Genomic DNA, 22,033 nt, shown 5'->3' with positions numbered 1-22,033 from the left:
GGCCGTCGTGGCGGAGAAACGCCGCTTGAAGCATTCACAATCATGACCAAGGCGGCGATCCTTCCCACCCCCCTCTGTCCTGCCGGACATCTCCCCCGCAAGTGGGGAGATCGGCAGCTTCGCCGACGGCGCCTTTCTTGCGACGCTGAAGGTTTGCGAAAGCGGAAATGACATCCAATCTCCCTCCTTGCGGGGGAGATGTCCGGCAGGACAGAGGGGGGTACTGTCCCGCCGACCTCGGTGTAATGTTTGCTGCGAAAAAGCCCGAATCGCATGTCCGGATCATGCGGGTTTCGACAAGGAGCACGTTCATGCGCTGGAACATGATGGTCTTGGCGTCTTGCCTGGCGATGGCCGGCTGCGTCGGCAATTCGATGTCCGAACGGCAGGACGAAAACGTCCAGTCCTCGCTGCTATACGACAAGGTGCCTTGCGATCAATTGCTGGCGCAACGAAACGGCCTGGCGCAGCAATATCATTTGCCGGTGGACGCCAAGCCGTCCTTCTCCAACCCGGCGACGGGCTTTGGCCCGTTCACGCCGGATATGCGCTCAAAAGCCAAGCGTGACGCCGACCAGGCAAGCGGCAAGATCGATGCCATGAACCGATCGATCAGCCGCCGCGAATGCGGCAAGCCGCCCAAGCAGAAAAAGCTCGGCCTGACCTGACCGGATCCTAATCCGCCACCTTCCATTGCTCGCGCGAGGCGCTGGCCGGATAGACGCCGAGGATGCGCATTTCGCGCGAGAAAAAGCGCAACTCGTCGAGCGCCAGCTTCACCAGCGGATCGTCGGGATGGCCCTCTATGTCGGCGTAGAACAGCGTCGCCGTAAACGCGCCGAGCTGGTAGCTTTCCAGCTTGGTCATGTTGATGCCGTTGGTGGCGAAGCCGCCCATCGCCTTGTAGAGCGCCGCCGGCACGTTGCGGACGCGGAAGATGAAGGTCGTCATCATCCTGGCGTCGGCCGAGGGACGCTCGGCCCATTGCTTGTTCTTGGTCAGCACGACGAAGCGGGTGACGTTGCTGTCGGTGTCCTCGACATTCTCCTCGATGATGTCGAGCCCGTAGAGCGTCGAAGCCAGCGCCGGCGCCAGCGCGGCCATGGTGCGGTCCTTCATTGCGGCGACCATCTTGGCGGCGCCCGCGGTGTCGCCGGCCACCGTCGCCTTCCAGCCGTTCTTGCGGATGTATTTACGGCATTGGCCGAGCGCGTGGATGTGGCTGTGCACGGTCCTGATCTCGTCGCGGCTGACGCCGGGCAGCACCATGAGCTGGAAGTGGATCGGCAGGAAATATTCGCCGATGATGTGCAGCTTCGATTCCGGCAAGAGGTGATGGATGTCGGCGACGCGGCCGGCAATGGTGTTCTCGATCGGGATCATCGCCAGATCGGCCTTGCCGGTCTCGACCGCGTTGAAGGCGTCCTCGAAGGTCGGGCACGGCAACGGCTCCATCGACGGGAACATGTTGCGGCAGGCGGTGTCGGAATTGGCGCCCGGCTCGCCCTGGAAGGATATTTTGTTGGTCTTTTCAGGCATGCGCAGAGTCTCGGGGATTGGGGGAAGAACTTCTTAGTTGGAAAGCAGCGCCCTGGCGCGTTCGAGATCGTCCGGCGTATCGACGCCAAGCGGCACCGACTGCACGATCTCCGCATCGATGCGCATGCCGGCCTCCAGCGCCCGCAACTGCTCCAGCCGCTCGCGGCGCTCCAGCGGCGACGGCCTCAGCGCAACGAAGCGCTCGAGTGCGGCGCGGCGATAGGCATAGAGGCCGATATGGTGGTAGAGCGGGCCTTCGCCCCAGGGGGCGGTGGCGCGGGTGAAATAGAGCGCCCTGAGCCGTGTCGCCGAGAGTGGCGAGCCGACCAGCTTGACGACGTTAGGATTGGTCTTTTCCTCGGCGCGGACGATCTCGACGCAGAGCGTGGCGATGTCGACCGCTGCGTTCTCGAAAGGCTTCAGCGCGGCGCCGATAATAAGGGGGTCGATGGTCGGCAGATCGCCCTGCACATTGACGATCGTCTCGACCGTCTTGCCAGCGTCGAGAATGGACAGCGCTTCGAAGATGCGGTCGGAACCGGTTTCGTGGTCCGCCCGCGTCATCACCGCCTCGAAACCATACGCACGCACCCCCTCCGCAACGCCTTGCGTATCGGTGGCGACGACCACCCGGCCGAGCCCGGCCTCGGCGGCGCGGCGGGCGACGTGGACGATCATTGGAGTGCCGGCAATGTCGGCCAGCGGCTTGCCCGGCAGGCGGGTCGAGGCCATGCGGGCCGGGATCAGGATGAGCGTGGACATGAGGCGGGCAGGGCTCGAAAAAGAGGGGACAAAAGTGGCAAAAGGTCTCACTGGCAGCGCCCTTATAGGTGTTGCAACGCCCGAGCAAAAGACCTAGTTTCCGCGCGATTTGACCGCCTCGCAGGGTGGTTCACGATACCGACGGACGGAGTGGACGGATCGGTCCGCCGGAAAAGGGAGCCTGGGGCGTATGGATTCCAACGAAGTCAACAAGCTGCTCGCCGGTTTCCTCGGCACGGTGTTCATCGTCTTTTCCGTTGGCATCGTGTCCGACGCCCTGTTTGCCTCGCCGGCGCCGGAAAAGCCCGGCTTCGCCATCGAGGCAACCGAGCCCGCCGAAGGCGGCCCGGCCGCTCCCGCCGCGGAGGCCAAGCCGATTGCCGAACTGCTGGCCACCGCCAACGCCGAAGCGGGCGCCGCCATCTTCAAGAAATGCCAGGCCTGCCACTCCGGCGAAAAAGGCGGCCCCAACAAGGTCGGCCCTGATCTGTGGGACATCGTCGACCGTCCGGTCGCCGAGCATGAGGGCTTTGCCTATTCGGCCGGCATGAAGGAGTTCTCCAAGGGCGGCAGCGAGAAGTGGACCTACGACAACCTGAACCACTTCATCACCTCGCCGAAGAAGTTCGTGAAGGGCACGGCGATGGGCTTCGCCGGCCTGCCGAAGGACGAGGACCGCGCCAACGTCATCGCCTATCTGCGCACGCTGTCGGACAATCCGAAGCCGCTGCCGGCACCCGGCGCCTCGGCCGAAAACGCGCCCGCCAAGCCGGCCGAAGGTGCAGCCCCTGCCAAGCCGGCAGAAGGCGCGGCGCCGGCAGCTCCGGCCGCCCCCGCAAAATAACAAAACTGTAATGATATAATCCTTGAAAAAGCCGGGTTCAGCCCGGCTTTTTCGTTAGGAAAAATGCATATGCGACGACAAAGCCGGTCCGTTGCGGTTTTCAGCGCCGCCAAATGATCTAGATTGGGCCCAGACGCTATGGTGACGGCGCTATATCGCGAAGAGGAGAACGCATGACGGTTGGCCGAGCGCGGACGCTTCTGAAATCGGTGCTGATGCTGGCTGCTTTTGCCGGCGGCCTGCAGGCGGCCTTAGCGGACGAATGGCGCACGACCTCGTCGCTGATCGGCGAATCCAAATATGGCGACAACTTCCAGCACTACGATTACGTCAATCCGGATGCACCGAAGGGCGGCACGCTGAATTCGGTGGTGCTCGGCACGTTCGACAGCTTCAATCCCTACATCGTGCAGGGTTCGCCGGCCGCCGGCTTCGCGCAGTTTGGCGGCGGCCTGCTCTACGACACGCTGATGGAGCAGGCGACTGACGAGGGCAGCACCAGCCATCCGCTGATCGCCGATGCCTATAAATATCCGGCCGACTATTCCTCGGCGACCTATCGGCTCGATCCGCGGGCGAAATGGCATGACGGCCAGCCGATCACCACGGACGATGTGATCTGGTCGTTCAAGGTGCTGAAGGCCAGCAGCCCTATGTACAGCCGCTATTTCGAAAACGTCACCGACGCCATCGCGATCTCCGATCGCGAGGTCGAGTTCCATTTCAGCCAGAAGGGCAACCGGGAGCTGCCGAAGATCCTCGGAGACCTCGTCGTATTGCCCAAGCACTGGTGGGAAGGCACCGACGCCAAAGGCAAGAAGCGCGACATCACCAGGTCGACGCAGGAGCCGCCGCTCGGCTCGGCCGCCTACAAGATCGCCAGCTTCAAGCCGGGTTCGGAAATCATCTGGCAGCGCGTCCCCGATTACTGGGGCGCTAAACTGCCCGTGAAGATCGGCCGCGAGAATTTCGACAGGCAGCGCTTCTCCTATTTTCTCGACGACAATGCCTCGTGGCAGGCCTTCACCAAGGGCGGATTTCAGGATATTCGCTTTGAGTCACGTGCCCAGCGATGGGCCGTCGAGTATACTTTTCCGGCCATCAAGGCGGGGGACGTCACAAAGGCGGAATATCCTACGACGTCCCCGGAACCAATGCAGGCCTACGTTATGAATACGCGCCGGCCGCTTTTTCAGGACGTGCGCGTGCGGCAGGCTCTGACCTACGCCTATGATTTCGAGAGCATGAACCGCACCATCTTTTTCGGCGCCTATACGCGCACGGACAGTTACTTCGAAGGTGGTGATTTGGCGTCAAGCGGCTTGCCGCAGGGGAAGGAATTGGAAATCCTGCAACAATATCGCGACAAGCTGCCGCCTGAACTATTCACCCAGGAGTTTAAGCTACCGGTCTACAATACGCCGCAGTCAGGGCGTGAAAATCTTCGGAAAGCCTATGAGCTTTTGAAGCAAGCGGGATGGGTCAATCGAGGCGGCAGGCTGGTCAATGAGAAGACTGGCGACCCGTTCAGGATAGAGTTTCTGGGCAACGATCCAGTTGACGAACGCGTCGCCTCGCCCTTGATCGACAATCTCAAACGTCTAGGCATCGACGCCACGCTGCGTATCGTTGACGACAGCCAGTATACAAACCGGACCCGCGCCTTCGACTTCGATATGCTGGCGCTGGCGGGCTTCCAGCAATCCAACTCGCCGGGCAACGAACAGCGGGATTTTTTCAGTTCCACTGCAGCCGACACCTCCGGATCACGTAATTTGGCGGGGATCAAGAACCCGGTCGTCGACGCGCTTATCGACCGAGTGATCTTCGCCACCGATCGGGATGATCTTATAGCGGCCACCCATGCGCTGGATCGGGTGTTGCTCTGGAACTACTACATGATCCCACAGTGGCACCTGGGAAAAGTTCGGATCGCTTACTGGAGCAAGTTCGGCATACCAGCAAAACAGCCAAGCTACCAAGGCGTCGACATATCCTCGTGGTGGATCGATCCTGACAAGGAAAAGGCGCTGGCGGCCAAATACAAGAGTGGCAATTGATGGCGGCGCTGCCCCGTCGCGACTTCCTCGCCCTGGGCGGTGCCGCCGCGGCCGCAGCGCTGCTGCCCGGCCGGGCTTTCGCCACCATCCCGACCGGCGTGAAGCTGCACGGCCTGTCGGCCTTCGGCGATCTCAAATACGGACCGAATTTTGCGCATTTCGACTATGTCAATCCGGACGCTCCCAAGGGCGGCCGGATGAATTTCGCTCCGCCGAACTCCACCCTCAATCAGAGTTTCCTGACTTTCAACACGTTGAACTCGCTGGTGCTGAAGGGGGACTCGCCGCCGCGTACCGAGCTCTGCTTCGATTCGCTGATGGCAAGGGCAGTCGATGAGCCGGATGCGGTCTACGGTCTGCTTGCCGACTCCGTTACCTTGTCGCAGGACCGCAATGGCTACCGCTTCAGCCTGCGGCCACAAGCGCGTTTCCATGATGGCTCGCCGCTGACCGCCGAAGACATTGCCTTCGCCTTGAACCTCTACAAAGACCGGGGACATCCGAACCTTTCCCAAGCACTGCGGCATATGACGGATGCGGTCGCAGTCGATCCGCTTACGGTCAACCTTACCTTCAACGGCCAGCAGTCCGCGCAGAATATCCTCGCCGTCGTCGCAATGCCGATCGTGTCCAAAGCCTTCTACACGGCCAATGATTTCGACGCCTCGACGATGACCCCTCCGCTCAGCTCCGGGCCATACCGAATGGGGCGGGTCGTGGCCGGACAGACAGTCGAATATGAACGCGTCGCCGATTATTGGGGCCGCGATCTGGCCGTGAACCGCGGGCTTAATAATTTCGACCGCATCCGTATCGATTTCTATCTCGATCGCCAGGCAGCCTTTGAAGCGTTCAAGAAAGGGGATACGCATTTTCGCGAGGAGTTCACCGCGCGGGTATGGGCGACCGGCTACGATTTTCCGGCGCTGAAGGATGGCAGGGTCCTCAAACGCGAATTTCCCGGCGAGAAAACGCCCTCCATGCAGGCTGTCGCGCTCAACCAGCGCCGTCCACAATTCCGCGACGTACGCGTGAGACGGGCAATCGCCTATTGCTTCGACTTCGAATGGACCAAGCGGGTGTTGTTTTTCGACTCTTACGAGCGTTCGCAATCGAACTTCGAGCGATCGGATTACAAGGCCAAAGGCCTGCCCTCACCCCAGGAACTGAAACTGTTGGAGCCGTTTCGAGCCGAGTTGCCGCCGGAGACCTTCGGCGAACCGGTGATGCAACCCGTCTCCGACGGTTCTGGACACGACCGCAAGCTGCTGCGCGAGGCTTCGAGGCTGCTCGCCGAAGCCGGCTGGAAGCGAGTCGGCAATTTCGTCGTCAACGACAAGGGCGAGCGACTGCAGGTGGAAATGCTGGCCGAGGACGAGGGGTTGGTTCGCATTTTCGCGCCGTGGTCCGAGAATATGAAGGCGATCGGCATCGACGCTTCGATCCGGCAGGTCGACTCGACGCAATTCGAAGCGCGGCAGAGCAACTACGATTTCGACTTCAACATGCTCGCATGGTCGATCGGAGCGACGCCTACTGCCGACGGCTTGGAGATCCTCTACGCTTCCCGGATGGCGAAAACGCCGGGGATGCGCAACTATCCGGGTACGGAAAGCAAAGCCATCGACGCGCTGATCGAGGCAGCCGGTAAGGCGCAGAGCCGCATCGAACTCGTCACCGCGCTCAATGCCCTCGATCGGGTCTTGCGCGCGCGGCTAGACTGGATTCCAACATACCATCTGGCGAATCACCGAGCGGCGTTCTGGGACATGTTCGGCTTTCCCGCTCAAAAGCCGGATTACGACTTCCCGGTCGAGACGTCGTGGTGGTTCGACAAAGACAAGGCGGCAAAGATTGGCAAAGCCTGACATTTTCCCACAAGCGAGGCAGGGAGCCTGATGGGCGCCTATATACTGCGCCGTATCCTGCTGATGATCCCGACCCTGTTCGGCATCATGGCGGTATCCTTCGCCGTCATCCAGTTCGCGCCGGGCGGGCCGGTCGAGCAGGTCATCGCCAGGCTGACCAACCAGGGCGGTAGCGATCGCCTGGGCGGCGGCGGGGGTGATGCCGGCGGCGCCAATTTCGATGTCGCCGGCGACGTCGGCTCGAAATACCGCGGCGCGCAAGGGCTCGATCCGGAATTCATCAAGAAGCTGGAGAAGCAGTTCGGCTTCGACAAGCCGCCGCTCGAGCGCTTCGGCATGATGCTGTGGAACTATCTCCGCTTCGATTTCGGCGACAGCTATTTCCGCGACATCTCGGTGCTCGACCTGATCCTGGAAAAGATGCCGGTGTCGATCTCGATCGGGCTGTGGATTACGCTCTTGTCGTATCTGATCTCGATCCCGCTCGGCATCCGCAAGGCGGTCAAGGACGGCTCCACTTTCGACGTCTGGACCAGCGGCGTCGTCATCGTCGGTTACGCCATTCCGGGTTTCCTGTTCGGCATATTGCTGATGGTGCTGTTTGCCGGCGGCTCGTTCTGGGACTGGTTCCCGTTGCGCGGAATCACCTCGGACAATTGGGACCAATTGTCATGGCCGGCGCGGATCGTCGACTATTTCTGGCATATGACCTTGCCGTTGACGGCGCTGGTGCTGTCGGCCTTCGCCACGACGACGCTTTTGACCAAGAATTCCTTCCTCGAGGAAATCCGCAAGCAATATGTGGTCACCGCCCGCGCCAAGGGCCTGTCGGAACGGCGGGTGCTCTACGGCCACGTCTTTCGCAACGCCATGCTGATCGTCATCGCCGGCTTCCCCGGTGCCTTCATATCGGCCTTCTTCACCGGTTCGCTGCTGATCGAGAACATATTTTCGCTCGACGGCCTCGGCCTGCTCGGCTTCAACTCGGTGGTGCAGCGCGATTATCCGGTGGTCTTCGCCAATCTCTACATCTTCTCGCTGCTTGGCCTGTTCGTCGGGCTGCTGTCCGACCTGATCTACACCTGGGTCGACCCGCGCATCGACTTCGAGCGGAGAGACGTCTGATGGCGCAGGCCGCAGCCGAAACGGCGCCGGCGCGGATCGCGCGGCCCTTCCTGTCGCCGCTCAACCAGCGGCGCCTGCAGAACTTCAAGTCCAACCGGCGCGGCTACTGGTCGTTGTGGATCTTCCTGTTCCTGTTCGTGCTGTCGCTGGGTTCGGAACTGGTCGCTAACGACAAGCCGATCATCGCCTCCTACAAGGGCGAGATCCTGTTCCCGGTCCTGGTCGCCTATCCCGAGGAGAAGTTCGGCGGCTTCTATGCGGTCACCGACTACCGCGACCCGGTCATCCAGGACGAGATCAATGCCAATGGCTGGATGGTCTGGCCGCCGGTGCGCTACTCCTACCAGACCGTCAACAACGCTATTCCCGAAGCAGCACCCACCAAGCCGTCCTGGCTCTACGACAAGAAGACGCGCTGCAACCAGTATCCGAAAGGCGAGGCAGACCCCAATTGCAACGTCGGCAACTGGAACTGGCTGGGCACCGATGACCAGGCCCGCGACGTGCTGGCGCGCGTCATCTACGGCTTCAGGATATCGGTGCTGTTTGGCCTGATCCTGACTGCCGGCTCGGCGCTGATCGGCGTGGCGGCCGGCGCCCTGCAGGGCTATTTCGGCGGCTGGACCGACCTTCTGTTCCAGCGCTTCATCGAGATCTGGTCGGCCATACCGGTGCTGTATCTGCTCCTGATCGTCGCCGCCATCCTGCCGCCCGGCTTCTTCATCCTGCTCGGATTGATGCTGCTGTTTTCGTGGGTGGCACTGGTCGGCGTGGTGCGGGCCGAGTTCCTGCGCGCCCGGAATTTCGAATACGTCAATGCGGCGCGCGCGCTCGGCGTGTCCAACATCACCATCATGTTCCGGCATCTGCTGCCCAACGCCATGGTGGCGACGCTGACCTTCCTGCCGTTCCTGCTCAGCGGCTCGATCTCGACGCTGACCTCGCTCGACTATCTCGGCTTCGGCCTGCCGCCGGGCTCCGCCTCGCTCGGCGAGCTGCTGAAGCAGGCGCAGCGCAACCTCAACGCCCCCTGGCTCGGCATTTCCGGCTTCGTCGTCATCTCGCTGATGCTGTCGCTGCTGGTCTTCGTCGGCGAGGCGACGCGCGACGCCTTCGATCCGCGCAAGACGTTCAGATGAGCGACACCCCGCTGCTCTCGGTCCAAGACCTCAGCGTCGCCTTCACGCAAGGCGGCGACCAGTCGATCGCCGTCGACCATATTTCCTTCGACCTCGCCAAGGGCGAGACGGTGGCGCTGGTCGGCGAATCCGGCTCCGGCAAGTCGGTCACCGCGCTGTCGGTGCTGAAGCTGCTGCCCTATCCGACCGCCAGCCACCCGTCGGGAAAGATCCTGTTCCTCGGCGCCGACCTGCTTGCCGCGGACGAGAGAGACCTGCGCCGCGTGCGCGGCAACAAGATCACCATGATCTTCCAGGAGCCGATGACCTCGCTCAACCCGCTGCACACGATCGAGCAGCAGATCGTCGAGGTGCTGAAGCTGCACCAGGGCCTGGGCGATCGCAACGCCAAGGCGCGCACGCTGGAACTTCTGCACGAGGTCGGCATCCGCGAACCGGAGAAACGGCTCGACGCCTATCCGCACCAGCTTTCCGGTGGCCAGCGCCAGCGCGTCATGATCGCCATGGCGCTCGCCAACGAGCCTGAACTGTTGATCGCCGACGAGCCGACGACAGCGCTCGATGTCACCGTCCAGGCGCAGATCCTCGAATTGCTGGCCGGCCTGAAAAGCCGCAAGAACATGTCGATGCTGTTCATCACCCACGATCTCGGCATCGTCAGGAAGATCGCCGACCGGGTCTGCGTGATGACCAAGGGCAAGATCGTCGAGACCGGCCCGACCAAGGCGATATTCGCAAATCCGCAGCACGCCTATACGCGGCATCTGCTTGCCGCCGAGCCGAAAGGCAAGCCGCCGGCGGCCAATCAGGCCGCCAAGCCGGTGATGGTCGGCAAGGACGTTAAGGTCTGGTTTCCGATCAAGAAGGGCTTCTTCCGGCGCACCGTCGACAATGTGAAGGCAGTCGACGGCATCGACGTCACCGTGCGGGCCGGTCAGACGCTCGGCGTCGTCGGCGAATCCGGCTCGGGCAAGACGACGCTCGGCCTGGCGCTGGCCAGGATGATCTCGTCGACCGGGACCATCCAGTTCAACGGACGCGGCATCGATCAGCTGTCCTTCAACGAAATGCGGCCGCTGCGGCGCGAGCTGCAGATCGTCTTCCAGGATCCGTTCGGTTCGCTCAGTCCGCGCATGTCGGTCGCCGAGATCATCGAGGAAGGGTTGAAGATCCACGAGCCGAAACTGTCTCCCGATGCGCGCGACGAGCGTGTCGTCGACGTGCTGAAGGAAGTCGGCCTCGATCCGGCGACGCGCAACCGCTATCCGCACGAATTCTCCGGCGGCCAGCGCCAGCGCGTCGCCATCGCGCGCGCCATGGTGCTCAACCCGCGTTTCGTCATGCTTGACGAGCCGACCTCGGCGCTCGACATGAGCGTGCAGGCGCAGGTCGTCGACCTCTTGCGCAGCCTGCAGGCCAAGCACGACCTCGCCTACCTCTTCATCAGCCACGATCTGAGGGTAATCCGCGCGCTCGCCAACGAAGTCATCGTCATGCGCAACGGCAGGATCGTCGAGGCCGGTCCTTCCGAACAGATTTTCAGCAACCCGCGGACCGACTACACAAAGGCGTTGATCTCGGCCGCCTTCAAGATCGAAACGGCGCCGGTCGGCATCGTCAGCGAGTAGATTTTCGCCAGAGATCATGCACAAAATCAAAACGCTGCCGCGCCCTTGCGCGTCGGGACGCGAACGCTGTTGGTAAAAAGGGAAAAACGATCCGCAATGGAAAAAGGCCGCATCCTGCTTGCCCTCACCGGTATTCATCCGCTGCGTTGGCGCGAACTGCTGTCGGCGGAGCGCGAAGTGGTGCTCGAGCCGAATGGCGCCGGCGATCCCTCGATCACCTATGCGGTGGTGTGGAAACAGCGGCCGAACCTGTTGTCGTCGCTGCCCAATCTGCGGGCCATCTTCTCGATCGGCGCCGGCGTCGACCACATTTTCGCCGATCCCACCTTGCCCGACGTACCGGTCGTCAAGGTGGTCGCCGACAACCTGACCCAGTACATGACCGAATACGTCGTCTGGCGGGTGCTCGACCACCATCGCCAGGGCATGCTCTACCGCGCCCAGCAGCAGAAGAAGATCTGGCACGAACCGCAGCAGCGGCCGGCCAACGACATCTCGGTCGGCATTATGGGGCTCGGCACGCTTGGCCGCGCGGCGGCATCGGTGCTGTTGTCGCTCGGCTTTCCCGTTAATGGCTGGTCGCGCAGCGATCGGCCGATGCAAGGTGTCTCGACTTACGCGGGCGAGGCCGGCCTGATCCCGTTCCTCAACGCCACCGACATCCTGGTGGTGCTGCTGCCGCTGACGCCGCAGACGCACGGCATCATCAATTACGGCGTGCTGAAGGAGCTGCGCAAGCGCAACGGGCTCGGCGGCTCGGTGCTGATCAATGCCGGGCGTGGCAGGCTGCAGAAGGACGCCGACATTTTGCGCGCACTGGACGACGGCACGCTGAAGGAAGCCAGCCTCGACGTGTTCGAGGTCGAGCCGCTGCCGAAGACCAGCCCGCTATGGAGCCACCCGAAAGTGTTCGTGACGCCGCACGCCGCGGCAACCTCCGATCCGGTCCACCTGGCGCCGATCATGCTGCGCCAGATGGACGCCTTCGAGCGCGGCGAAGCGCTGGAAAATGTGGTGGACCGCAACGCGGGGTATTGATTTTTTAGAGCGCCGCTTCCCAGTCTCAGCCCCAGCCGAGCGGCACGTAGTCGATCTCCATAAACGCCTCGACCTCCGGGATCCAGCGGTCGCGGACGAAGGCGACGTGGTCGGGATGGTCGTTGTAGCCGGAATAGGCCCGCTGATCGGCGAACTCCATCGAGAAGCCGAAGCGGTAGTCGTTCTTGGGGCTGACCTGCCGCAACTGCTCGAAATGCGTGACGCCCTTTATCGCCGTGAGGATCCTCTTGGCGTCGGCGAGGAACCTTTTTTCCTCGAGCGAATGCAGCGGGTGTTTCAGCGTGAACACGACGGTGTGACGGATCATTTTCTGCTCCTGCGATGTCGATCCTGCTATGCGCTGTCGGCCCAGGCGCGGATCAGGTTATAGGCGATCGCCCCTTTCGGCGGCGTCACCAGGCCGCCCGGATGCTCCCTGGCCAGCATCGAGAGCACCTCGTCGCGAAAGAACCAGCGGCAATCTTCCAGCTCGTTGAGGTCGGGATAGATGTCGTCGTTGAGCGGTTCGCCGAAGCAGCCGATCATCAGCGAATAGGGGAACGGCCAGGGCTGGCTGGCGTGATAGACGACCCGGCCGAGCCTGATGCCGGCTTCCTCCAGCGTTTCGCGGCGCACCGCCGCCTCGATCGTCTCGCCCGGCTCCATGAAACCGGCGAGCGCCGAATACATGCCGGGCCCGAAATGCCGGCCGCGGCCGAGCAGGCATTTTTCGCGCGTCGCCGTCAGCATGATCGCCACCGGGTCGGTGCGCGGAAAGTGCTCTGTGCCGCAGGCCGGGCAATGCCGCTTGTAACCGCCGGCCCGCATCTCGGCTTTGGTGCCGCATTTGCTGCAAAAGCGATGGCTGGCATGCCAGGCGAGCAGCGCCGCCCCTTGCGCCAGCGCGCCGGCCGCCGCTTCGTCGATCAGCCCCTGCATATAGACCGAGCGATAGTCGATGGCCTTGATCGTCTCGGGAAGCTGCTCGGGCTCGACCCCGGCCGGCACCGCCAGCACCGGGCCGCTTTCGGAAAGGCCGAGCAGGACGCCGTTTTCGAGCGATGCCTCGAGCGGCCGGCTTTCGGCCGCGCCGAACCAGGGGTCGAATGCGCCTTGCGCAAGCTTCAGATAGAGCCGGCCGCCACGCATCAGCAAAAGCCGCGCCGAGGGATCGGCGAGTGCCTTTTCGACGGAATCGTCGGCGCGGTTTTCGGACTGCCGGTCGATAATGTTGCCGGCGAAGCCGACGAACTGGCTCGGCTCGCGCAAGGGCGCGTCAAACAGGCGAAAGCTCATGCAGACTCGGGAAGGTTCAAGGTGGACACGGGAGAGGCTTATAGCGCTGCCTTGATCTTTTCCGCAAACTTGCGAAGGTCGGAGCGCTGATAGGGCTCGCGCAGGCCGTGCCCCCAAACCGGGCCGGGCCAGCCGGGATCCCCTTCCGAGCGCGCAATGACGTGTATATGCAACTGGCGCACGATGTTGCCGAGTGCGCCGGTGTTGATCTTGGTGCAGCCGGTCACGCGCTTGAGTGCCAGCGCCACCATGTTGGTCTCGAAGGTCAGCATCGCCTGGTCCAGCGGCGTCATGTCGTGGATTTCCTCGATGCCCGGCCGCTGCGGCACCAGCAGAAGCCACGGCCAGCGTCGGTCGTTCATGACGCGCAATTCGCACAGGCCGAGCCACATCAGCTGTTCGCTGTCGGCCTCCAGCTGGGCGTCAAGCGTGAATCCGGCCTTGAGGCCCGGCAGCATCGGCGTTTCTCTCACTTTTTGACGTTTTTTGAACTCCATCGACGCTAGAGCGGCTTCCGAAGGGCCGCAAGGGGCAGCAAGCAACATTGGCCGTCGTGGCGCTGATTGTTCGCGAAGAAGTGAGGGCCCGGGCAAAATTGCAGGGTTGGCGCTGCCCCGCCGAGGTCGACAATTTTGACCGCAGCCACATTTTGTTCTTGCTTTGTGCCGGCAGCTATGCTACTAACCTCGGTATGGTGATTATTCGCCCCAACGACCCGCCCGCCGAGGCGGGTTTTTGGTTTCAGCTGTCGCCGTCGCTTAAGACCCCCATCGTCCGCACTTGCATTTCATCGCCGGATTGCCGATATGGAGGCTGGGAGGTTGGTGGTGGACGGTCCACTCGCCAACCGGGTCAGGTCCGGAAGGAAGCAGCCCTAACGAGCCCGGAACGGGTCATTGTTCCAGCCTCCCGCCTCTTCGCCTTTTGCCCCGACATTGACGGCGCCAAGCCGTGCGGGCGAAACTATGCGCAGGAATCGGCCGCCTCCAGTGGCAGCCCTTGGAGCTTAACGGGCGAATGAGCGAAGCCGGAAACGAGGCCGGGAAATTGGACAAGCCTGCCGCCTATCGCGTGCTAGCGCGCAAATACCGGCCGTCGAATTTCTCCGAGCTGATCGGCCAGGAGCCGATGGTCCGCACGTTGACCAATGCCTTTGCCACCGGCCGCATCGCCCAGGCCTGGATGCTGACCGGCGTGCGCGGCGTCGGCAAGACGACGACCGCGCGCATACTCGCGCGGGCGCTGAACTACAAAACACCGACCGTCGACCAGCCTTCCGTCGAGCTTGCCGTGCTCGGCGAGCATTGCCAGGCGATCATGGAAGGCCGGCATGTCGACGTCATCGAGATGGACGCCGCCTCCCATACCGGCATCGACGACATCAGGGACATCATCGAGCGCGTGCGCTACGCCCCGGTGTCGGCGCGCTACAAGGTCTACATCATCGACGAAGTGCACATGCTTTCCAACCAGGCCTTCAACGGCTTGCTGAAGACGCTGGAAGAGCCGCCGCCGCACGTCAAGTTCATCTTCGCCACCACCGAAATCCGCAAGGTGCCGATCACCGTCCTGTCGCGCTGCCAGCGTTTCGACCTCAGGCGCATCGATGCGGCGATGATCAAGGCCGACCTTGCCAGGATAGCCGGTCTGGAGGGCATCGAAGTCGAAGACGATGCGCTGGCGATGATCGCGCGCGCGGCCGAAGGCTCGATGCGCGACGCGCAGTCGATCCTCGACCAGGCGATCGCCCATGGCGGCGGCGCGGTCAGCGCCGAAGCGGTGCGGGCCATGCTCGGCCTCGCCGACCGTGCCCGCATCGTCGACCTGTTCGAACATGTCATGAAGGGCGACGTCGCCGCGGCACTTGCCGAATTCCGTACCCAGTACGATACCGGCGCCGATCCTGCCGCTGTGCTGACCGACCTTGCCGAGTTCAACCATCTGGTCACCCGTCTGCGTTTCGTGCCGGCTGCCATCGACGACGCCTCGCTGTCCGAGGACGAGCGCCGGCGCGGCGCCGATTTCGCCAGCACGCTGTCGGTCAAGGTGCTGTCGCGGACATGGCAGATGCTCTTGAAAGGCATTCCCGAGGTGCAGACCTCCAACCGCCCGGTCAGCGCCGCCGAGATGGTGCTGATCCGGCTGGCCCATGCCGCCGACCTGCCGACGCTGGACGAGGCACTGAAATCGCTGGAGAACGGCGGTACCCTGCCGGGCGCCGCGCCGCGCGTGAATGGCACGCCGGCAAGCCCCGGCCCGGCAAACCATGCGCCTGCAAGCGGTGGTGCCGGCGCCGTGGCGCAGACGCGGATGCCGACGGCCAATGGCGGCGCGCAGACGATGCGCCTGGTCGAGGCCGAGCCGGTGCCGACCAATTTCGTTCCTCCGCCGGAGCCGGTGGTCGAGGCGCCGCCGATGCCGGTGAAATCGCTGGCCGACATTGTCGCCCTTGCCGACGCGCAGCGCGACATGGCTTTCAAGGTGCTGGTGAAGCGTTGCGTGCGCCTGGTGCGCATCGAGCCCGGCCGTATCGACGTCAGCCTGACCGACGACGCGCCGAAGATGCTGCTCAATGATTTGACCGCCAAGCTGCGCGCCTGGACCGGCCGCAACTGGCTGGTGTCGCTGTCGAAGGAGGAGGGCGGCCAGACGCTGGCCGAGATGGAATCGACGAAGCGCGAAAACGCCTTCCTCGATGCCAAGAGCGACCCGACGGTCGCCGCCATCCTGGCGCGCTTTCCCGGCGCCAAGATCATCGACGTACGCATTCCCGACGCGCCGGAAGCCGATGCGGCCGAAGCCGAAGTGCCGGTCGAGCCGCCGGCCGACGACGACGAAACCTGAAACAACCAGCACCAACTGCAAAGGACCGTGCGATGAAAGATCTTCTCGGCCTGATGGGCAAGGCAAAGGAAATGCAGGCCAAGTTCCAGGCCATGCAGGATGAGATTGCCACGCTGGAAGCCACTGGCCAAGCCGGCGGCGGCCTGGTCAGCGTGACGCTGACCGGCAAATTCGAGATGAAGTCGCTGAAGATCGACCCGTCGCTGTTCAAGGAGGACGAGGTCGAGATTCTCGAGGACCTGCTCCTCGCTGCCCACAATGACGCCAGGACCAAGGTCGAGCAGACCATGCAGGAGAAGACCAAGGCGCTGACCGCGGGACTGCCGATCCCGCCGGGAATGAAGCTGCCGTTCTAAGGCTAATGCATGTCGCGCAAAAGTGTGCAGGGGTTTTGCGATAACGACATGCATCAAAACAAGAACCTAAAACGCGTCGCATGAGGCCGGTCGAACGCGACGCGCTATTAGTCAATCGGGATGCCGTTACAGTGGCCGAAGCCTTCAGCGGCCCAACGCTTGCTGACCAGCCAGCCGTGTCTATTGGGCAACGCCCCACACTTAATAACGCTTTAGCCATCTTTTTGCCTGAAAGTGTCTCATTCTTGCCGCAACCAGGGGCGGGCTGGCAGCAGAATGAGGGGACGCCTGTTTGATCTCTACCCGATGGAAGACGCCGTTGCGGCTCGGCGTCGTTATCTCGCCGCTGTTTTTGGCCGCTTGCAGTCAGACCGCCTCGCACGGCATGTCCAGCCTGACCGATGCCATTACGCCGAGTTTCCTGAGCTCGCGCTCCTACAATTCCACGCCCAAGGAGAAGGAATGCCTGGAGCGGGCGATGTTCTTCGAGTCCAACCGGTCGAGCCGTGACGGCATGATTGCGGTCGGCACGGTGGTGATGAACCGGCTGCGGTCGGGCAAGCACGGCAGCACCATCTGCGAAGTGGTTGGCGAGCGCGGCCAGTTCGCGCCGGGCGTCATGACACGGCCCATGAATTCGAAGGCGATGCCCGACGTCGAGGAAGCCGCCGAGGCGGTGCTCAAGGGCGAGCGCAAAGCCAAGCTGAAGAATACCATGTATTTCCACACCGCCGGCCTGCGTTTCCCCTACAAGAACATGCACTACACCATGGTCGCCGGCGGCAATGCCTTCTATGAAAAGCGCGGCCGCAACTGGCAGCCGCTGCCGGACGAACCGGTGGTCGCCGTGGCCCAGGCCAAGCCGCAAGCGCCTGCCGCTCGGGCCATACTTGTCGCCTCGGCGGAGCCGGCACGCGAGGCCAAGCCGACATTCGCCAAGGCGACCTATGTGGCCGCTGCATCGCGGCCGGCAAAGCAGACAAGGGTGACTGCCGGAATGGCGACCCCGGAGAGGGCGACGGCGGAGAAGCCGATACTTGTGGCGCTGCAAGAACCAATGCAGGAGCCGGATGCGGCCCGCTTTGGCGGAACCGTGAGCGAGCGGCCTGTCACCTCCTTCCAGGCCGCGCCGGCAGAGCCGACAATGTCGTTCGAGGCGACGCCCGAGAACACCGACGCCATCGGCGCTATGATCGCCGGCCAGACCCGGCCGCTGGAAGAAAACTGAGGCGGTCGATTGTTGAGGCGCCGCCGCCCCTCATCTGGCTGCCGCCATCTTCTCCCCGTATAGTGACGGGGAGAAGGACGCTGTGGCCAAGGATTTCGCCAATTTCCGGCGTCGCAACAAGGGGCCGAGGGTCGCGGCCGGCCCTTTCTCCCCGTCACTATACGGGGAGAAATGCCCGGCAGGGCAATGAGGCGCGGCGCAAAGCCGACGCGATTGCCTCTTTTGCGCGTCGAACAACACGCGCCTCAGCAGTGTTCCAAAACACGTTGAAAAATCTAGAGCCTGATCCATTCCGATAGATCGGAATGGGCTCTATCGTCTTGTTTGACCATGATCTTTTCCGAAAACCGGTTTCCACTTTTCGGGATCATGGTCTAAACCGGTGCGATGTCGAAGCGAATCGCCGGTCCCGAGATCGAACGCCTGGTCCAGCTGCTGGCCAAGGTGCCGGGGCTCGGTCCGCGTTCGGCACGGCGCGCCGCGCTGCACCTCATCAAGAAGAAGGAACAGCTGCTGGCGCCGCTCGCTGCCGCCATGGGCGAGGCGGTCGACAAGGTGCGCATCTGCTCGACCTGCGGCAATGTCGATACCTCGGATCCATGCATGATCTGCACTGACCCGCGCCGCGACCCCACCACGCTCATCGTCGTCGAGGACGTGGCCGACCTTTGGGCGCTGGAGCGGGCGACCGCCATGAACGTGCGTTACCATGTGCTCGGCGGTACGCTGTCGCCGCTCGACGGCATTGGTCCTGATGAGCTCAACATCCGTTCGCTGGTCGATCGCGTCGCCGGCGGCGAGGTCAAGGAAGTGATCCTCGCCGTCAACGCCACGGTCGAGGGCCAGACCACAGCGCACTACCTCACGGACCAGCTTTCCGGCTTCGATATCAAGGTGACGCGCCTGGCGCACGGCGTTCCGGTCGGCGGCGAACTCGATTATCTCGACGAAGGCACGCTGGCCGCCGCACTGCGCTCGCGGACGGTGTTTTGAGGCGAGTTGCGGGGAAGGTGCGGATCATGACTGCAAACTTGGCACTCCGTCCCACCCCCCTCTGTCCTGGCGGACATCTCCCCCGCAAGGGGGGAGATCGGCAGCGTCAATCTCGCCGCCAATTTTTCAACGTCGAAAATTGGCGGAAGCAGAGGCGACAGCCAATCTCCCCCCTTGCGGGGGAGATGTCCGGCAGGACAGAGGGGGGTGGGACGGATCGCTGCTTTCACAAAATAGCCGTCGCGTTTCTTCTCGCAGCCCTTGCCGCCTTCCTCCTCGCCACCCCGGCCTCCGCGGCAAAGATCGACGACCAGTTCCGCGCCTGGCTTGGCAACGACCTCTGGCCCGAAGCCAAGGCCAAAGGCATCTCCAAGAGGACCTTCGATGCCGCCTTCGACGGCGTCAAGCCGAACCTCCAGCTGCCCGACCTGGTGAAGCCGGGCGAGAAGGCGACGACGCCGCAGAAGCAGCATCAGGCCGAGTTCGGTTCGCCCGGAGCCTATTTCGCCGAAAAGATAGTCCGTGCGGTGACCGCCGGCGGACGCACCCGCGAGGCAGCCAATGCGAGCACGCTGGCCGCGATCGAGAAACGCTACGGCGTGCCCGGCGAAGTGCTGCTGGCGATCTGGGGCCGCGAGAGCGGCTTCGGCGCAGCGAAGCTGCCCTATGACGCCTTCGAGGTGCTGGGCACCAAGGCGTTCATGTCGACCAAGAAGGAATTCTTCCGCACCGAGTTGCTGGCGGCGCTGGAGATCGTCGAGCGCGGGCTTGCCCCAGTCGGCGCGATGAAATCGTCCTGGGCAGGGGCGCTCGGCCAGCCGCAGTTCATGCCGACTTCGTTCCTCAAGCATGCCGTCGATTTCGACGGCGACGGCCGCACCGACATCTGGAATTCGACGCCCGACATACTGGCATCGATCGCCAATTATCTCGTGCATTATGGCTGGGTCAGGGGCCGTGGCTGGGGCTTCGAGGTGACGGTGCCGGAGAGCGTGTCGTGTTCGCTCGAAGGTCCCGACCAGGGCAAGAAGATTTCGCAATGGGCTGATATGGGCATCAGGCGTGTGTCGGGTAAACCGTTCCCGGCGAGCGAACTGAAAGCCGAGGGCTTTCTTTTGATGCCGGCCGGGCGTAGCGGCCCGGCCTTCATCGTCACTCCCAATTTCTATGTGCTGAAGCAGTATAACACCAGCGATCTCTATGCCCTGTTCATCGGCCATGGCGCCGATCGCATCGCCCATGGCGACAGCAATTTCTCGGGCAATTGGGGCGCGGTCGGCGGGCTCTACCGCTCCGACATCGCCGCCCTGCAGCGGGCGTTGGAAGCCAAGGGCTACGATGTCGGCAGCGCCGACGGCCTGCCCGGCTTCAAGACGCGCCGCTCGATCGGCAAATGGCAGGCCAGCAACGGCCGTTCCGCTACCTGCTTTCCCGACGCCGACCTGGTTACCGCGCTGAAATAGCCGGATTTTCGCACCGCCGGTCTGGCCCAATCGACCGTTCTGCAAATGCTCGTTGCCGCGCTCGAAACCGCCGGATATGGTGAACCGGAACCGCACAAAAAATTGCCAAGACAACGGTCCGGGGATCACCGTTCGACGCGGCAAGAAATGCCACAACCCTGAGCCGGGAACTCAGGTCAACAAAAACAGGGAACAGTTAAAATGATGATGGAAAAGTTTGCTCTACGCTCCCGCTTCTTGCTCGCGGGCGCGGCCATGTCCGCGCTGCTTCTGGCCGGTGCGCCTGCCTTCGCGGTCACGCCCGCCGACACGCTGGTCGAGGGTTTCGCCATCGACGACATCATCTCCATGGATCCGGGCGAGGCATTCGAATTGTCGACCGCCGAGATCACCGGCAACACCTACGATCTCCTGGTGCGCCTCGACCTCAGCGACACCTCGAAGGTCAAAGGCGATCTCGCCGAAAGCTGGAGCGTCTCCGACGACGGCCTGACCTACACGTTCAAGCTCAAGCCCGGCCTCAAATTCGCTTCCGGCAATCCGATCACGGCGGCGGACGTCGCCTATTCGTTCGAGCGCGCCATCAAGCTCGACAAGAGCCCGGCCTTCATCATCGGCCAGTTCGGCATCGATGGCGGCAACGTCACCGAGAAGGCCAAGGCCGTTGATGATACGACGTTCCAGTTCACCGTCGACAAGGCCTATGCGCCGAGCTTCGTGCTGAACTGCCTGTCGGCGACGGTCGCCTCGGTCGTCGACGCCAAGCTGGTCAAGGAGCATGTCGCCGCGGTCACGCCGAGCGCCGACTACAAATGGGACAATGATTTCGGCAATGCCTGGCTGAAGACCGGCTATGCCGGCTCCGGTGCCTTCAAGCTGCGCGAATGGCGCGCCAACGAGGCCGTCGTCCTCGAGCGCAACGACAATTACAACGGTGAAAAGGCAAAGCTTGCGCGGATCATCTATCGCAACATGAAGGAAAGCTCCGGCCAGCGTCTGGCGCTGGAGGCCGGCGACATCGACGTTGCCCGCAATCTCGAACCGAACGATCTCGACGCGATTGCCAAGAACGCCGACCTCACCACCACCTCAGCGCCGAAGGGCACGGTCTTTTACATCAGCCTCAATCAGAAGAACCCGAATCTCGCCAAGCCCGAGGTTCGCCAGGCCTTCAAATATCTGGTCGACTACGACGCCTTGAGCTCGACCATCCTCAAGGGCATCGGCGAGATCCATCAGACCTTCCTGCCCAAGGGCGTGCTCGGCGAACTGGACGAAAACCCGTTCAAGCTCGACGTGGCCAAGGCCAAGGAACTGCTTGCCAAGGCGGGCCTCGCCGACGGCTTCAGCGTTACCATGGACGTGCGCACCGGGCAGCCGACGACGGGCATGGCGGAATCAATCCAGCAGACGCTGGGACAGGCCGGCATCAAGCTGGAGATCATCCCCGGCGACGGCAAGCAGACGCTGACCAAATACCGCGCCCGCAACCACGACATCTATATCGGCCAGTGGGGCCAGGACTATTTCGACCCGAACTCCAACGCCCAGACCTTCGCCAGCAACCCCGACAATTCGGATGAAGGCAAGACCAAGACGCTGGCCTGGCGCAACGCCTGGGACATTCCGGACCTGACCAAGCAGACGGAAGCGGCCCTGCTCGAGAAGGACGCGGCAAAGCGCGCCGCAATGTACCAGGATCTTCAGAAGGAGATCCTCGACACCAGCCCCTTCGTCATCATCCACCAGCAGCTGGAAGTGGCCGGCCTGCGCAAGAACCTCAAGGGCTTTGCACTCGGCCCGAGCTTCGACACCAACTTCGTCGGCCCCGTCTCGAAGGAGTGACGCCG

The 22,033-nt window shown here is 62.9% G+C and carries 19 protein-coding genes and 1 other RNA gene; 15 read left to right on the top strand and 5 right to left on the bottom strand.

Annotation, left to right across the window (positions count from 1 at the left end):
- Positions 1 to 311: 311 nt before the first annotated feature.
- Positions 312 to 668, top strand: coding sequence for a hypothetical protein (locus NKJ46_RS09595; RefSeq protein WP_352664345.1), 357 nt, complete (start codon positions 312 to 314; stop codon positions 666 to 668).
- Positions 669 to 675: 7 nt separating this feature from the next.
- On the opposite strand, the gene NKJ46_RS09590 is transcribed toward NKJ46_RS09595, so the two are convergent.
- Both NKJ46_RS09590 and NKJ46_RS09585 read right to left on the bottom strand, forming a co-directional pair.
- Positions 676 to 1,539, bottom strand: coding sequence for a prephenate dehydratase (locus NKJ46_RS09590; protein ID WP_292662275.1), 864 nt, complete (start codon positions 1,537 to 1,539; stop codon positions 676 to 678).
- A gap of 33 nt (positions 1,540 to 1,572) precedes the next feature.
- Positions 1,573 to 2,301, bottom strand: coding sequence for a 3-deoxy-manno-octulosonate cytidylyltransferase (locus NKJ46_RS09585; protein ID WP_352664343.1), 729 nt, complete (start codon positions 2,299 to 2,301; stop codon positions 1,573 to 1,575).
- A gap of 190 nt (positions 2,302 to 2,491) precedes the next feature.
- On the opposite strand from NKJ46_RS09585, the gene NKJ46_RS09580 reads away from it, so the two are divergent.
- The 7 genes from NKJ46_RS09580 to NKJ46_RS09550 all read left to right on the top strand — a co-directional run bounded on the left by NKJ46_RS09580 (position 2,492) and on the right by NKJ46_RS09550 (position 12,003).
- Entirely contained in the window at positions 2,492 to 3,145 is a 654-nt protein-coding gene (locus NKJ46_RS09580; RefSeq protein ID WP_352664341.1) for a c-type cytochrome, read from the top strand.
- Positions 3,146 to 3,318: 173 nt separating this feature from the next.
- Complete coding sequence (locus NKJ46_RS09575; RefSeq protein WP_352664339.1) at positions 3,319 to 5,205, top strand: extracellular solute-binding protein; 1,887 nt, start codon at positions 3,319 to 3,321, stop codon at positions 5,203 to 5,205.
- On the top strand, positions 5,205 to 7,073 hold the full coding sequence (locus tag NKJ46_RS09570) for an extracellular solute-binding protein (RefSeq protein WP_352664337.1): 1,869 nt from the start codon (positions 5,205 to 5,207) through the stop codon (positions 7,071 to 7,073). Before NKJ46_RS09575 ends, NKJ46_RS09570 begins: the two co-directional genes overlap by 1 nt.
- 30 nt (positions 7,074 to 7,103) lie before the next feature.
- Positions 7,104 to 8,198 (top strand): microcin C ABC transporter permease YejB, encoded by a 1,095-nt coding sequence (locus tag NKJ46_RS09565; protein ID WP_352664335.1) that lies wholly within the window; start codon positions 7,104 to 7,106, stop codon positions 8,196 to 8,198.
- Positions 8,198 to 9,337 carry an ABC transporter permease gene (locus NKJ46_RS09560; protein ID WP_352664333.1) on the top strand — a complete coding sequence of 380 codons (1,140 nt, stop codon included), beginning with the start codon at positions 8,198 to 8,200 and terminating at the stop codon, positions 9,335 to 9,337. The genes NKJ46_RS09565 and NKJ46_RS09560 overlap by 1 nt, the downstream gene beginning before the upstream one ends.
- On the top strand, positions 9,334 to 10,965 hold the full coding sequence (locus NKJ46_RS09555; RefSeq protein WP_352664331.1) for an ABC transporter ATP-binding protein: 1,632 nt from the start codon (positions 9,334 to 9,336) through the stop codon (positions 10,963 to 10,965). Before NKJ46_RS09560 ends, NKJ46_RS09555 begins: the two co-directional genes overlap by 4 nt.
- Before the next feature lie 96 nt (positions 10,966 to 11,061).
- Positions 11,062 to 12,003 carry a 2-hydroxyacid dehydrogenase gene (locus tag NKJ46_RS09550; protein ID WP_352664329.1) on the top strand — a complete coding sequence of 314 codons (942 nt, stop codon included), beginning with the start codon at positions 11,062 to 11,064 and terminating at the stop codon, positions 12,001 to 12,003.
- A gap of 25 nt (positions 12,004 to 12,028) precedes the next feature.
- Here NKJ46_RS09550 and NKJ46_RS09545 read toward each other — a convergent pair whose 3' ends face one another.
- The 3 genes from NKJ46_RS09545 to NKJ46_RS09535 are packed head-to-tail and all read right to left on the bottom strand — an operon-like array spanning position 12,029 to position 13,757.
- Positions 12,029 to 12,331, bottom strand: coding sequence for a Dabb family protein (locus NKJ46_RS09545; protein WP_352664327.1), 303 nt, complete (start codon positions 12,329 to 12,331; stop codon positions 12,029 to 12,031).
- Positions 12,332 to 12,357: 26 nt separating this feature from the next.
- Positions 12,358 to 13,299 carry an NAD(+) diphosphatase gene (gene nudC / locus NKJ46_RS09540; RefSeq protein ID WP_352664325.1) on the bottom strand — a complete coding sequence of 314 codons (942 nt, stop codon included), beginning with the start codon at positions 13,297 to 13,299 and terminating at the stop codon, positions 12,358 to 12,360.
- Positions 13,300 to 13,337: 38 nt separating this feature from the next.
- Positions 13,338 to 13,757, bottom strand: coding sequence for an HIT family protein (locus tag NKJ46_RS09535; protein WP_352664323.1), 420 nt, complete (start codon positions 13,755 to 13,757; stop codon positions 13,338 to 13,340).
- A 358-nt stretch (positions 13,758 to 14,115) separates the two neighbouring features.
- Here NKJ46_RS09535 and ffs point away from each other — a divergent pair.
- The 7 genes from ffs (at position 14,116) to NKJ46_RS09500 (ending at position 22,028) form a co-directional block, all read left to right on the top strand.
- An RNA gene (ffs, locus tag NKJ46_RS09530) (signal recognition particle sRNA small type) lies at positions 14,116 to 14,212 on the top strand.
- Positions 14,213 to 14,316: 104 nt separating this feature from the next.
- The gene (locus NKJ46_RS09525) at positions 14,317 to 16,143 is read left to right on the top strand and encodes a DNA polymerase III subunit gamma/tau (RefSeq protein ID WP_352664321.1); all 1,827 of its coding nucleotides are present in this window, start codon (positions 14,317 to 14,319) and stop codon (positions 16,141 to 16,143) included.
- A 32-nt stretch (positions 16,144 to 16,175) separates the two neighbouring features.
- Positions 16,176 to 16,499 carry a YbaB/EbfC family nucleoid-associated protein gene (locus tag NKJ46_RS09520; RefSeq protein WP_023719593.1) on the top strand — a complete coding sequence of 108 codons (324 nt, stop codon included), beginning with the start codon at positions 16,176 to 16,178 and terminating at the stop codon, positions 16,497 to 16,499.
- Positions 16,500 to 16,791: 292 nt separating this feature from the next.
- Positions 16,792 to 17,727 carry a cell wall hydrolase gene (locus NKJ46_RS09515; protein WP_352664319.1) on the top strand — a complete coding sequence of 312 codons (936 nt, stop codon included), beginning with the start codon at positions 16,792 to 16,794 and terminating at the stop codon, positions 17,725 to 17,727.
- A gap of 387 nt (positions 17,728 to 18,114) precedes the next feature.
- A complete protein-coding gene (gene recR, locus NKJ46_RS09510) occupies positions 18,115 to 18,720 on the top strand; it encodes a recombination mediator RecR (RefSeq protein WP_352664317.1) in 606 nt (201 codons plus the stop codon).
- Positions 18,721 to 18,905: 185 nt separating this feature from the next.
- On the top strand, positions 18,906 to 20,183 hold the full coding sequence (locus NKJ46_RS09505) for a lytic murein transglycosylase (protein WP_352664315.1): 1,278 nt from the start codon (positions 18,906 to 18,908) through the stop codon (positions 20,181 to 20,183).
- Positions 20,184 to 20,384: 201 nt separating this feature from the next.
- Positions 20,385 to 22,028: an ABC transporter substrate-binding protein gene (locus NKJ46_RS09500; protein WP_352664313.1), complete on the top strand. Its 1,644-nt coding sequence runs from the start codon at positions 20,385 to 20,387 to the stop codon at positions 22,026 to 22,028.
- The last annotated feature ends 5 nt before the right edge of the window (positions 22,029 to 22,033 follow it).

Source organism: Mesorhizobium sp. M0166, from assembly GCF_040322255.1.
GTDB lineage: Bacteria > Pseudomonadota > Alphaproteobacteria > Rhizobiales > Rhizobiaceae > Mesorhizobium.
Note: the sequence above shows the minus strand (reverse complement) of the source record. Positions and strands in the feature narration are given on the sequence as shown.